This is a genomic window from Arthrobacter gallicola, assembly GCF_014836775.1.
Classification (GTDB): domain Bacteria; phylum Actinomycetota; class Actinomycetes; order Actinomycetales; family Micrococcaceae; genus Arthrobacter_B; species Arthrobacter_B gallicola.
In genome coordinates this window covers 699,718-712,598 of sequence record NZ_JACSQD010000001.1, presented here as the reverse complement: position 1 = coordinate 712,598, position 12,881 = coordinate 699,718, and the positions used below count along the sequence as shown (strand labels likewise).

Here is a 12,881-nt window from a genome sequence, read left to right as displayed (position 1 = left end):
CACTGAAAAGCCGCCAATCCCAGAACCTCACACGCATGTCTTTTGTGCCGCGCAGGCACCGGCCGGCCCGGATGTGTTGACGCGGAGACCGGTCAAAGGCTGTCATGGGATTTCCAGCAGTGCATGCCCACCGGCGGGGAATCGGCCCGGATACGGGCTGGCCCACGCTCTCGCGAGAATGCGACGAGACCCATGAGCACAGCGATCCCTCCAGATACCGGTGCACAAGGGCGTTCGCCCGCCGGCCCTGGAAGCAGGAACGGCCCTCCGGCCTGGCTGAGGATACTCATTCCCGTGGTGCTGATCATCGTCTGGTTTGTGGTCGGAGGGATCGGCGGACCGTACTTCGGAAAAATCAGCGAAGTCACGGAAAATGACCAGGCCTCCTACCTGCCGGCCAGCTCTGCCTCCACCCAGGTTGCTGACCTGCAGGAACAGTTCAGTGACAGCAACGCGATTCCCGCCGTCGTGGTGTTCGTGAACGACGGCGGGCTGACCGCGGAGGACCGCACCTTCATCGAAGGGCGTGCCCAGGCAGTCGAAGGCGCGCAGGGCGTAGCCGGCGAGATCTCTCCCGTCCAGTACTCGCAGGACGGCAAGGCCGCCGAGTTCTTTGTGCCGGTGGCAGATGACTCCGAGACAACAACGTCGGTGGAGAACCTGCGCAGCCTGATCGCGGACGGATCACCCCCGGAGGACCTGGACGGTTACGTGACCGGTCCGGCCGGGCAGCTGGCGGACATCTCCGACGCATTCAGCGGAATTGACGGCACACTGCTGCTAGTGGCTGTGGGAGCGGTGCTGGTCATCCTGATCATTGTCTACCGCTCGCCGCTGCTGCCCATCCTGGTGCTGCTGACCTCAATATTCGCCCTCTCCGCTGCGATCCTGGTGGTGTTCTGGCTGGCCAAGGCAAACCTGGTGAGCATCAACGGCCAGGTCCAGGGCATCCTGTTCATCCTCGGTATCGGTGCAGCCACCGACTATTCGCTGCTCTACGTCTCGCGCTACCGGGAAACCCTGCGCGATTACAGTGACCGCTGGAGTGCCACCTGGGCCGCGCTGAAGGGCACGTTCGAGCCGGTCCTGGCATCTGCGGCCACCGTCATTGCCGGGCTGCTCTGCCTGCTGCTGAGCGATCTGAACTCCAACAAGGCGCTGGCTCCGGTGGCGTCGATCGGTATTGCCTTCTCTTTCCTCGCAGCCATGACGCTGCTGCCGGCGCTGCTGTTCGTTTTCGGCCGGGCGGCCTTTTGGCCGCGCCGGCCCGTGTTCGGTTCCGGGCATGCCGAACTGGACCATGAGTCGAAGGGAATCTGGGCGCGGACTGCCCGGACCATTAGGTCCCACCCGCGCCGCACCTGGCTCATCTGTGCCATCGTCCTGGCAGCCGCCGCCGTCGGAACCCTGCAGTTCCGGGCCAGCGGAATACCGCAGAGCGACGTGGTGCTTGGCGAGACCCAGTCAGGGGACGGGCAGGAGGTCCTCGGCGAGCATTTCCCCTCCGGCTCGGGCAGCCCGGTGCTGATCATTGCTCCGCAGGACGAGCTGCAGGCGGTGGCCAACACGGTACTGGCTAACCCGGACATCGCCTCGGTGTCCGTCGCCGCCTCCGGAACACCGGCCGGGCAGCTCCCGGTCACTGGCGACGGCGTGCAGGTGCCGCCGATTCCCGGGTCGGAATCCGCGGCACCGAAGACCGTGGACGGCCAGGTGCTGCTTGAAGCGACCCTGACCCAGGATCCGGACTCCGACGCGGCGCAGGACACGGTGAAGGAACTGCGCTCGGACCTTGCCGGCTATCCAGGTGTCCTGGTGGGCGGCACCACGGCCACCAGTGTGGACACCAATGCCGCCGCAACCCATGACCGGAACCTGATCATTCCCGTGGTGCTGGTGGTCATCCTGTTCCTGCTGATGCTCCTGCTGCGTTCCATCCTGGCGCCTGTGCTGCTGATCCTCACCGTGATGCTCTCCTTCGGTGCCACCCTGGGGATCTCCGCACTGGTGTTCAACCAGGTGCTGGACTTCCCCGGTGCCGATCCGGCGGTTCCGCTGTACGGGTTCATCTTCCTGGTGGCGCTGGGCGTGGACTACAACATCTTCCTGATGACCCGTGTCCGGGAGGAGAGCCTTGTCCACGGAACCCGGAACGGGGTGATCCGCGGGCTGATGATTACCGGCGGGGTGATTACGTCGGCGGGCATTGTGCTGGCCGCGACCTTTGCCGCGCTTGGCGTTATCCCGGTGCTGTTCCTGGCACAGATCGCCTTCATTGTCTCCTTCGGGGTGCTGCTGGATACCCTGGTGGTGCGCTCGCTGCTGGTGCCGGCGCTGTCCTATGACATTGGCCCGAAGATCTGGTGGCCTTCCAAACTCGCCAAAGTCTCCAGGACTGATGAGCCGCAAGAGGCCGGTGCCGGCTCCCGATAAGCTGGATCACATGGCTGAAACAGTAGAAACAGACCCCATGACCGAGCAGCTCGATGCCGTGCGCACCGCGATAGACGAGATTGACGAAGAGATTGTGGCGCTCATCTGGCGCCGGGAAAGGCTGGTCCGGCTCGCCGGAGGACTCAAGGACGACGACGCCCAGGTCAGGGCCAGAGACCGGATCGACGAAGTAATCAACCACGTCCGGCAGACCGCCGAAGCGCAGGATCAGGACTCCACAGTGGTGGAGCGGACCTACCGGGCCATGATCGATGCGTTCATCGACTACGAGCTGCGGACCCGCCGCGAAGACGAGGCCCAGGCGCGACTGGACGCGTTCAGCAGGAGTTAGGAGAGCGGCCTAGGCCCATTCCGGAGCGGCTGAACCCAGCGGTGCCGCCGGGACTTCCCAGCTCATCGTTGGGCTGTTTCCCTCCGGGCTAAACACCAGCGGCGGCGAAAGCCGCTGTCCCGGCCCCCAGCGGGTCTGTTCGGCGGTCATGGCAAATTCGGGTGTGTTCTCCTCCGGCTGGCCGGTCTTCCAGAGTGGGGGAACAGGATCCCGCGCGTCGGCGGCACGCTGCAGTTCCACGGCGGTCCGCGCCAGGGAAAGCCGTGCCGCATGGACCTCACCGTCGAGCCTCCGGGTCCACGCGCGCACGGCGGCAGCTGCGGCGAGGTATCCGGTGGCATGGTCCAGGGCCTGGACAGGCAGCGGCCGGGGCGTGTCCGAGGCCGCCCAGGTCATACCGGCGTCGGCAATTCCGGAGCTCATCTGCACCAGGGAATCGAAGCCCCGCCGGCCCCGCCACGGGCCGGTCCAGCCATAGGCGTTGACCGCCACGGTGACGATGCCGGGGTGCAGCTGCTGAAGCCGGTGTTCATCCAGGCCCAGCCCGGCGAGCGCACCGGGACGGTATCCGTGCACCACAATGTCTGCCCCGGTAATCAGTTCCCGGATCTTTGCGGCTCCGCCGGGACTGCGCAGGTCCAGCCGGGCGCAGTGCTTGCCGATCGTCATCTCGGGCTCCAGCGCAGGTTCGTTCCAGTCCGGCGGATCGATCCGCAGCACGTCGGCACCGAAGCCGGCAAGGAACCGGGTGGCCACCGGCCCGGCGATGACCCGGGACAGGTCCAGCACCCGGACTCCGCGGAGGGGACGCTGGACGGTTCCCGCGGAGCTCACCGGGTTCGCCGGCCGGCGCTGCGACCAGCCGACCAGCGGTTCGCCGGCCACGGCCTGCCCCTGCGGATGGCTCAGCCACTGTTCCGCGGTGAGCATCCTGGCTGCACAGCCTCCCGACTCCACGACAGCTTCCTCCAGCTCCCCGCCCTTCCAGGGCCGGACCGCGAGCGCGGCGCCGGCGGCGTCCGCGTCAGCCGGCAGACCCAGCACTGCGAGCGCGGCCGCCCGGTGATGCGGGGCGTTGGTGTGCAGCCGGATCCACCCGTCGGCGCAGGGATAGTCGCGGGACAGGGCGTCCCAGGGCGAGGGAACGTCCCAGCCCGCCGGCAGGAACGAACCGGCAAACCAGGCCCGGGACAGGGCTGGATCAGCTGACGCGGAAACCGGTATGCCGGAGACGGCCTCGGCCAGTTCAGCCACCGCACTCCCTGCCGCAGCCACAGCGGCCGCGGCAAAGGAACGCACGGGATAGCACGATTCCATAAGACTGCTCCGCTCGGTTGGTGAGGTCGTGCCAGGGTTTGGTGAGCCAGTGCCAGTAGGCTACGTCACGGGTCCGGGGTCGGGACACCCGTGGACTGCGGGTCTTTCCGGCACGGGGAACCGGCAATACAAGCAAAAAGCACCCGCCGGGCAAGCTATGAGGTCTGAAGGAGAGAGAAACGGTGACGGCAGGAAGAGTCCCGGGTGCGGGTGCCGGCGCAGACGACGGCGGTGCCTCCAATCGGTGGAAGGCGCTCGCCGCGGCGCTCGCCGATGACAGGAGGCTGCGCCTGTACGGCCGGATCATCTCCGCCGCGGACAGCGGCCAGCCCCTGCAGAGCGCCGATCTGGACCGGACGGAGCTCAAATCCCTGGCAGTGCTGGAAAAGGCCGGACTGGTCACCGCCGCGGAAGACGGAGCCCTCGGCGCGGATTCCGGCGTCTTTCAGAATCTGCTGACCGTGGGCCGTCCGGCCCCGGTTTCCTCACCGCTGCGGCTGCTGACTCCCGGACGGGCAGGAAATCTTCCCGGCCGGCGGGCGGACCGGCTGGAGCTTCTGCATCATGTGGCCGGAGAGGTGTTTTCCCGGCACGGTTCGCTGAGTACGGGCACAGGCGGGTCGGGAAGGGATTCGGGGGCTGGGACAAGCGGGGAGCCAGGGATGGATGGGGCTGACCCTGCCGGTTCGCCGGCACAGCTGACCGAGGCGGAAGTGACGGCCCGCCTGGCCGAATACTCCGATGACCCCGCCATGGTCCGGCGGGCGATGGTGGACGAGGGAATTGTCCGCCGCAGCCCCGACGGCTCCCGCTACTGGCTGGCGCACCCGCGTCCAGCGGACGGGATGGAATTCGCCTAGACATGCTGCCGGGTCTCCAGCGGGCTGAAGCGCGTGCCGCACCGCCCCGCCCCGGCTGTTGACTCTGCCAAGCTGCGGGCTTCTGATGGAAGGTGCGCCCTATTTCAGACAGCGGCTCGGCTCCCCAGGAGGCGTCCATGGCTCGATTCTTTGCCCGGAACACGGACCCGGCCCATCCAGCTACCAAAACTGCCACCGACCTCGGCTCTCCGGCTCCCTGTGACCGCAACCCGAACGAGCCGAACGAGCCGAACGGTCCGCACCAACCGCAGGGCACCGGGACCATCACCGCAACGGAGGTGAAGCCGGAACCAGCCGGACCGGGACCCGGCAAACCTCCGGCTCCGCACTCGCGGCGGCAGCTGGCCCTGATCTTCAGCGGACTGATCATGGCGGTCCTGATTTCCTCCCTGGACCAGACGATCGTTTCCACCGCGCTGCCGACAATCACCGGCGAACTGCGCGGACTGGACCACCTGTCCTGGGTGATTACCGCTTATCTGCTGACCTCCACCATCGGGCTCCCGATTTACGGCAAGCTGGGCGACCTGCTGGGGCGCAAGAGCGTCTTTGTTTTCGCCATCATCGTGTTCCTGCTGGGGTCGGCCTTGTCCGGGCAGGCAAACAGCATGGCTGAGCTCATCACGTACCGGGCCCTGCAGGGCGTCGGCGGCGGCGGCCTGATGATCGGCGCGCAGGCCATCATCGGGGACATCGTTCCGGCCCGCCAGCGCGGGCGGTACATGGGGCTGATCGGCGCCGCATTCGGCGTCGCCTCGGTCAGCGGGCCGCTGCTGGGCGGTTACCTGACCGAATACTGGTCCTGGCGCTGGGTCTTTTACATCAACCTTCCCCTGGGCGCCGTTGCCCTGGCCCTGATCATCACCTCGCTGCACCTGCCCAAACGCAGCGTTGCGGAGGTCAAGCTGGACTACGCAGGAGCAGCCCTGCTCGCCGTCGCCAGCGCTGCGCTGGTGGCCATCACCAGCTGGGGCGGGACCGTTTATGCGTGGAGCTCACCGGCGATCCTGGGCCTCGGCGCCGTCGCAGCCGCCGCCGTTGCCGCGTTTATTCCGGTGGAGCTGCGGGCAGCGGAGCCGATCCTGCCGCTGCGGCTGTTCCGGATCCGGAACTTCGTGATCTGCACGCTCGTGGGCTTCGCCGTGGGGCTGGCGATGTTCGGCAGCATTTCCTACCTGCCGACCTTCCTGCAGATGGTCAACGGAGCCAGTGCCACCATGTCAGGGCTGATGATGCTGCCTATGACTGCGGGCCTGCTGACCACATCGATCGGAACGGGACAGCTGATTTCCCGGACCGGGCGGTACAAGATCTATCCGATCCTGGGAGCGGCGGTGATGATTGCCGGCCTGCTGCTGCTGTCCCGCATTTCGGCAACAAGCCCTTACTGGTTCACCGCGGTCGGAATGTTCGTGCTGGGCCTCGGCGTCGGAGCGCTGATGCAGAACGTGGTGCTGATCGTGCAGAACAGTGTCCCGGCCGAGAACATGGGCACCGGAGTCTCCTCGGCAAACTATTTCCGGCAGATCGGCGGGACCCTGGGCATCGCCGTGTACGGATCGGTGTTTATCTCCCGGCTCAACAGCCATTTGGCCGATGCGCCCGAATCCGCCCGCAGCGTGACCAGCCAGGGACTGAACTCGATCAGCCCCGAGCAGCTGAAGGCGCTGCCACCCCCGGTGCGGGAGTTTATCGCCGGCGCATTCGGGCAAGCCCTGCCGCCGGTCTTCCTGCTGGGCATCCCAGCGCTGGGCGCCGCATTTGTGCTGACGCTCTTTATCCGGGCGACACCACTGTCGACCAGGGCCAACGTGCAGCTGGACAACGTGCAGCAGGACAAGGAGGCTGAAAACTAATGGCCAAACGGGAAACCGGGGTGCACCGGGCAGTACCAGCACCCAAGGGCAGCGCCAGCTTCCAGGGACAGGGGCACATCCGCCGGCCGGCTCCGGCCCACGCAGCGCCCGAACCCCATCCGGCACCGCATTCGGCACCCCATCCGGAACCACTGCCCGCGGCTGGCCGGAAGCGCGCAGGAACCCAGCTGCGTTCAGGGACCGCAGCCGTTTCCTGGCGGACCGCCCCGGTCAAAACGCCCAAACACCGGAAAACACCCGAGCAAATGCAGACTGAAGCCAGCGGGTCCGTGGTCCGGGCCAGCGGTTCGTCCCTGATTGCGGAAACCGGGGACGGAACCCGGACGGGTGCCCGGAATGCCGGTAGGGGCGGCGCACCGGGGAACCCCGAAGCGCCGGGAGGCCACTGCGATCCGGCAGGGGACGGCAGGGCCAGGCGCGGCCGGGTCCTGGTTTTTACCGGACTGGTCCTCTCGGTCCTGCTCGCCGCCCTGGACCAGACCATTGTCGCAACCGCCCTGCCGACCATCGTGGGCGACCTCAACGGCTTGGAGCACCTGTCCTGGGTGGTGACCGCCTACATCCTCGCCGCGACCATCGGGCTACCCATCTACGGCAAGCTCGGTGACCTGTACGGACGCAAGAACATTTTTATCTTCGCGATCGCTGTATTCCTCATTGGCTCCGTGCTGTCCGGGCTGGCGCAGAACATGGGCCAGCTGATCGCCTTCCGGGCACTGCAGGGCATCGGCGGCGGCGGGCTGATGATCGGGGCACAGGCAATCATCGGGGACCTGGTCTCCCCGCGGGAACGCGGACGGTACATGGGGCTGATCGGAGCGGCCTTCGGTATTGCCTCGGTCGGCGGACCGCTGCTGGGCGGGTGGATTACCGATTCCTGGTCCTGGCGCTGGGTTTTCTACATCAACGTGCCGATCGGCGCTGTGGCGCTCGCCGTCGTTATCTCCTCCCTCCACCTGCCTAAACACCACGGCGCGCGCCCGCGGCTGGACTATCCGGGAGCCGTGCTCCTGGCGGCCGCCTCCGCAGCGCTGGTGCTGGTGACCAGCTGGGGCGGAACCACTTACGACTGGTCCAGCCCGCAGATCCTGGGACTCTCGGCGCTCGCCGTCATCGCTGCCGGCCTGTTCGTGTGGCAGGAGACCCGGGCTGCCGAACCGATCCTGCCGCTGCGGCTGTTCCAGCTGCGGAACTTCCTGGTGCCCGTGCTGGCGGGAATCGCCGTCGGAATTGCCATGTTCTCCACGATTTCCTACCTGCCCACCTTCCTGCAGATGGTCAATGGCGCAAGCGCCACCGAATCCGGGCTGATGATGCTGCCCATGATGGCCGGGCTGCTGCTCACCTCGATCGGCACCGGGCAGCTGATTTCCCGGACCGGGCGGTACAAGGTCTATCCCATTGCCGGGTTCGCGGTGATTGTTGCCGGGCTGCTGCTGCTGTCCCGGATCTCGGAGAGCACACCGTACTGGTTCACCGCCGTGGGGATGGCCGTGCTGGGGATGGGGATCGGTGCGCTGCTGCAGAACCTGGTGCTGATTGTGCAGAACAGTGTCCCCGGGCAGGACATGGGAACGGCGATCTCCGCCGCGAACTACTTCCGGCAGATTGCTGCGTCCTTTGGAATCGCCGCCTTCGGCTCGATCTTCATCAACCGGCTGACTGACCAGCTGGCTGCAGCACCGGGCGGGGCTGTCTCGGCGATTCCGGGGAGAAGTATCAACTCACTAAGTCCGGACCTGCTCCGGAGCCTGCCCGCCCCGGTGCAGGAGGCCATTGCGGCGGCGTTCGGCCAGGCGATGCCGCCGATCTTCCTGCTGAGCGTCCCGATCGCGGCAGCCGGGGCCATCCTGTGCCTGTTTGTGCGTGAGATCCCGCTCTCCTCCGAGTCCCGGGTGGAGGCGGCGGCGGAATAGTCCTGTCGGGGAGGCGGGGAGGCGGGGAGGCGGGGAAGCCTGGGAAGCCGCCAGCGGGAACCAGAGCGCGGGCCGGTGCAGCTTCCCACGAGGTTCCTAGGGGGCGCAGTGCCGATTGTCAGACTGCGGTCGTACACTGGAGATTCGAATATATGTTCGAATCCGTTCGGGCTTTTGAAGTACATGCACAGCAGTTACAAGCACAGCAATAGGCAGCAGTTACAGGCACAGTGAGGGGCAGCCGTGGGACTTTTCAGTGAATCGATAGAGGTGGTGTGTTCACCGGCGGGTATTCCGCTGCGGCTTTCCTGGCAGGGAAGGACCTACAAGGTGGCTGCCCACCCGGTGCGCTGGTACGAGCGGCGCAGTTGGTGGGAGGAAGAACCACGGGCCGAGCGCGGGCACGGACCAGGGCTGGTGGATTCGGAGATCTGGCGGGTCCAGGCCCGGCTGAGCAGCCGGTCGGAGCTGCGCACCCTGGATATCTCCCGGCAGGTGGCCTCAAATACCTGGCGGATGATCCGCGTGCATGACGCGCTGCGGGAAAGTGCCTAGCGTCCACGTGCCATGAGCTTCACCCATCTGCATGTCGCCACGGCGTTCAGCGCCCACTACGGTACGTCCTGGCCGGAGGAACTGGCCCGGGCCGCCGCAGCGGACGGCGCCGACGCGCTGGCCTGCACCGACCGTGACGGCCTGTACGGGACGGTCAAACACCTGCGCGCCTGCATGGACGCCGGGATCGATCCGATCGTGGGCGTGGACCTGGCCGTTCTCGACGGGGACGGCAAAGACGCCTCCGTTACCGGGCGGGTGGTGATCCTGGCCCATGGACAGAACGGGGGAGCCGGATACCACGCACTCTGCCGGCTGATCTCCGATGCGCATGCAGGAACGTCCCCATCGCGCGGCCGGGCAGGCAGGCCCGCGGGCATCACGCTGGAGCAGCTCGCCGCCCGGGTAAGGGGAGAGACTCCGGAGGAGCGGGAGGACGGGGAAGCGGTGCTCACCGTGCTGGTAGGCCCGCACTCCGACGTCGGGCGTGCCATGCGTAACCGAAGCTACGCCGTCGCCCGCACTCTCTTCGCCCGCTGGCTGTCCGTGGTTCCCCGCGCCGCGCTCGCCGTCGAGGTGGTCACTCACCTGAGTGCACCCGGGGCGAACCTCAGCCTGGCCCACGCGGTGCGCATGCACCGGCTGGCAGATGAGATGAACATTCCGGCCGTCCTCACCAACGCTGTGCGTTACGTGGACGACGACGGCGCCGCGACCGCCGATGTGCTCGACGCCGCCCGGGCGCTCACCTCCATGGCCCAGCTGAGCGACCTGCAGCCCAACGGGCAGGGCTGGCTCAAAAGCGGAGCGCAGATGGCTGCGCTCGCCGCGGAAATCAGCCACGAAGCCGGTTACGGACGCTCCGGGGCAGCGAAACTGCTTGCTGCCACACAGGCGCTCGCGGATACCTGCCGGATCGACCCGGCAGCGGACATGGGCTGGAAGCAGCCGGTGGTCCCGGAAGCCTCGGTGATCGGGATCGGGAATGAACCCGCCGCGGAACTGCGGCTGCGCTGCGAAGCGGGCATCGGCAGGCGCTTCGGGCACCTCAGCGGACCTGCCGAGGCCGAGCTGCGCAACCGGCTCGACCACGAGCTCGGCATCATTGAACGGCTGGGCTTCGCCTCTTACTTCCTGACCGTGGCCGAAGTCTCCGCGATGATCAAGGAGATGGGGGTGCGTGCCGCGGCCCGGGGGTCAGGCGCGTCCTCCCTGGTGAACTACCTGCTCGGCGTCAGCCACGTGAACCCGCTGGCGCACGACCTGATCTTTGAACGGTTCCTCTCCCAGGACCGCTCTACCCTGCCGGACATCGACATCGACGTCGAAAGCGCCGAACGGCACAACGTGTATCACCGGATCTTCGACCGCTTCGGAGCACGCCGGGTAACGCTGATGAGCATGCAGAACGGCTACCGGGCCCGCGGAGCGGTGCGCGACGCCGGCATGGCCCTGGGCTTGCCCGAAGAGGAGGTCGGCGCCGTGGCCAAGGCCCTGTGGCGCTTCTCCGCCAGCCACTTCCGTGAGGCGCTCGCAGAGAAACCCGAACTTCGCAACGTTGCCGAAGCCGTGCAGCAGAACCGGCAGCTGGATTTGCTGGTGGACCTGACCGAGCGCCTGGACCGGCTGCCCCGGCATATTTCGATGCACCCGTGCGGCGTGATCCTGGGGGACACCTCGCTGCTGGACCGCACTCCCGTCCAACCCAGCGGCCTGAGCCTGCCGATGTCCCAGTTCGACAAGCACGACATGGATCCGATGGGCATGCTCAAGCTGGATGTGCTGGGGGTGCGCATGCAGTCCGCCATGGCCTTCGCGCTCAAGGAGATCATCCGGATTCACCCCTCCAAGGAAGAGGTTGCGCAGGCCGGGGCCCATCCGCTGGACGAGGCCGGGCAGCCGCCGCCCTGGATCGGTGAGGATGGGCGGATCGATTTGGATGCAGTACCGCTGGACGATAAACCCACGTATGACCTGATCAGCAGCACGCACACCCTGGGCTGTTTCCAGATCGAGTCTCCCGGCCAGCGGGAACTGGTCGGCAAAATGGCTCCGCGTGAGTTCAATGACCTGATCATCGACATCTCCCTCTTCCGCCCGGGCCCGATGAAATCGGACATGGTGCGCCCGTTCCTGGAACACCGGCACGGCTGGTCACCGGAGGTGTACCCGCACGAATCACTGCGCCCGGTACTGGCCGAAACCCACGGGGTCACCGTTTTCCACGAACAGGTGCTGCGCACCTTCCACGTGTTCACCGGCTGCGGACTGGCCAAGGCCGATGAACTGCGCCGGCTGCTGGGCAACCCCGACGCCGAGACCGGGGTGGAGGACTTCTTCCGGCGCGCCGCGGCAGAACGCGGTTATGACGCAGCAACCATCGACAAGGTCTGGGAAACGCTGAAGGCTTTCGGCAGCTTCGGCTTCTGCAAGGCCCACGGTGCGGCGTTCGCCGTGCCCACCTATCAGTCCGCCTGGCTGAAGACCCACCATCCGGAGGCCTTCCTGGCCGGCATCTTCGAGCACGACCCCGGAATGTATCCGCGGCGGCTGCTGGTAGCCGAAGCCCGCCGGATGGGCATTCCCATCCTGCCCCTGGACATCAACCGCAGCGGCGAGGCGTACCGGGTGGAACGGGTGCCCCCGGTCCCGGCGGGACCCGGGCGGAAGGCCCTGCCGGAACGCCTGGGCATCCGGCTCAGCTTCGCCGGGATCTACGGCCTCTCCGCTGCGGAGGTCCGGCGGATCGCTGCCGGGCAGCCGTATGATTCGCTGGCGGACCTGCGCGCCCGGGCCCGCCTGTCGCGGCCCTCGCTGCAGCGGCTGGCCCAGCTGGGTGCCTTCGACACTCTGGCCCGCGAGAGCGGTTCCCGCGGCAGCCGGGCCGATCTGCTGCAGCATCTGGCCGAGGTCCCGGGAAAAGCGGGTTCGCGGAAATACGATCCCATTCCGGGCCAGCTGGCTCTGCCGCTGGGGGACACCGAGCTGGAAAACCTCGTTCCAACGCTGCCGGAGCCCACCCTGCCGGAAAAGGTCCGCACCGAACTGGACCTGCTCGCCGTCGACGTCAGCGCACATCTCATCGACAGCTACGCTCCGCTGCTTAACGGCCTTGGCGTGACCAAGGCTGAAGCCCTGATGGATCTGCGCGGCGGTACCGAGGTGCTGGTGGCGGGCATCCGGGTGGCCACCCAGACCCCACCCATGCGCGGTGGCCGGCGGGTGGTGTTTATCAGCCTGGACGACGGCACCGGATGCGTGGACTGCACGTTTTTCCACGAGGCCCAGGAGAAGTCCGGCCCGCTGCTGTTCGGCACGGAACTGCTGCTGGTCCGCGGCGTGACGCGCCGCACCGGTCCGCGGGGAATCAGCATGCAGGCGCTGGAGGCGTGGGACCTCACCGATACCGCCTCCCTGCCGCATGCCGGCTCAGGGCAGGGAGTGCGCCCAGTCCGTAGGGCAGGCGAACCCGCGCGGCAGGTTGGTAGCGCTCCGGCACAGCGGATAACATCGTAAAGGCGCGGTGCACGGGCAAACCCGTGCGGAGGCG

The 12,881-nt window shown here is 67.1% G+C and carries 8 protein-coding genes; 7 read left to right on the top strand and 1 reads right to left on the bottom strand.

Features of this window, described 5'->3' with window-relative positions:
• Window positions 1-192 precede the first annotated feature (192 nt).
• The gene (locus H9639_RS03185) at window positions 193-2,433 is read left to right on the top strand and encodes an MMPL family transporter (RefSeq protein ID WP_191806648.1); all 2,241 of its coding nucleotides are present in this window, start codon (window positions 193-195) and stop codon (window positions 2,431-2,433) included.
• A 10-nt stretch (window positions 2,434-2,443) separates the two neighbouring features.
• The gene (locus H9639_RS03180; RefSeq protein ID WP_225219082.1) at window positions 2,444-2,785 is read left to right on the top strand and encodes a chorismate mutase; all 342 of its coding nucleotides are present in this window, start codon (window positions 2,444-2,446) and stop codon (window positions 2,783-2,785) included.
• Window positions 2,786-2,794: 9 nt separating this feature from the next.
• Here the strand turns inward: H9639_RS03180 and H9639_RS03175 are convergent, their stop codons facing one another.
• The gene (locus H9639_RS03175) at window positions 2,795-4,102 is read right to left on the bottom strand and encodes a CoA transferase (protein ID WP_191806647.1); all 1,308 of its coding nucleotides are present in this window, start codon (window positions 4,100-4,102) and stop codon (window positions 2,795-2,797) included.
• 182 nt (window positions 4,103-4,284) lie between these two features.
• Between H9639_RS03175 and H9639_RS17145 the strand changes: the two genes are divergently transcribed.
• The 5 genes from H9639_RS17145 to H9639_RS03150 all read left to right on the top strand — a co-directional run bounded on the left by H9639_RS17145 (window position 4,285) and on the right by H9639_RS03150 (window position 12,847).
• Complete coding sequence (locus tag H9639_RS17145) at window positions 4,285-4,962, top strand: DUF2087 domain-containing protein (RefSeq protein ID WP_318241964.1); 678 nt, start codon at window positions 4,285-4,287, stop codon at window positions 4,960-4,962.
• Between the two features lie 137 nt (window positions 4,963-5,099).
• The gene (locus H9639_RS03165) at window positions 5,100-6,839 is read left to right on the top strand and encodes an MDR family MFS transporter (protein ID WP_191806646.1); all 1,740 of its coding nucleotides are present in this window, start codon (window positions 5,100-5,102) and stop codon (window positions 6,837-6,839) included.
• Window positions 6,839-8,776, top strand: a complete 1,938-nt coding sequence (locus tag H9639_RS03160; RefSeq protein ID WP_225219081.1) for an MDR family MFS transporter — start codon at window positions 6,839-6,841, stop codon at window positions 8,774-8,776. Before H9639_RS03165 ends, H9639_RS03160 begins: the two co-directional genes overlap by 1 nt.
• A 243-nt stretch (window positions 8,777-9,019) precedes the next feature.
• Window positions 9,020-9,331, top strand: coding sequence for a DUF6504 family protein (locus H9639_RS03155; protein ID WP_191806645.1), 312 nt, complete (start codon window positions 9,020-9,022; stop codon window positions 9,329-9,331).
• A 12-nt stretch (window positions 9,332-9,343) separates the two neighbouring features.
• On the top strand, window positions 9,344-12,847 hold the full coding sequence (locus H9639_RS03150) for a DNA polymerase III subunit alpha (RefSeq protein ID WP_191806644.1): 3,504 nt from the start codon (window positions 9,344-9,346) through the stop codon (window positions 12,845-12,847).
• Window positions 12,848-12,881 lie beyond the last annotated feature (34 nt).

Excerpts from the sequence above, each read along its gene's own strand:
- H9639_RS03165 (WP_191806646.1), top strand. The coding sequence starts at position 5,100 with ATGGCTCGATTCTTTGCCCGGAACACGGACCCGGCCCATCCAGCTACC.
- H9639_RS03160 (WP_225219081.1), top strand. The coding sequence starts at position 6,839 with ATGGCCAAACGGGAAACCGGGGTGCACCGGGCAGTACCAGCACCCAAG.
- H9639_RS03180 (WP_225219082.1), top strand. The coding sequence starts at position 2,444 with ATGGCTGAAACAGTAGAAACAGACCCCATGACCGAGCAGCTCGATGCC.
- H9639_RS03150 (WP_191806644.1), top strand. The coding sequence starts at position 9,344 with ATGAGCTTCACCCATCTGCATGTCGCCACGGCGTTCAGCGCCCACTAC.
- H9639_RS03175 (WP_191806647.1), bottom strand. The coding sequence starts at position 4,102 with ATGGAATCGTGCTATCCCGTGCGTTCCTTTGCCGCGGCCGCTGTGGCT.
- H9639_RS03185 (WP_191806648.1), top strand. The coding sequence starts at position 193 with ATGAGCACAGCGATCCCTCCAGATACCGGTGCACAAGGGCGTTCGCCC.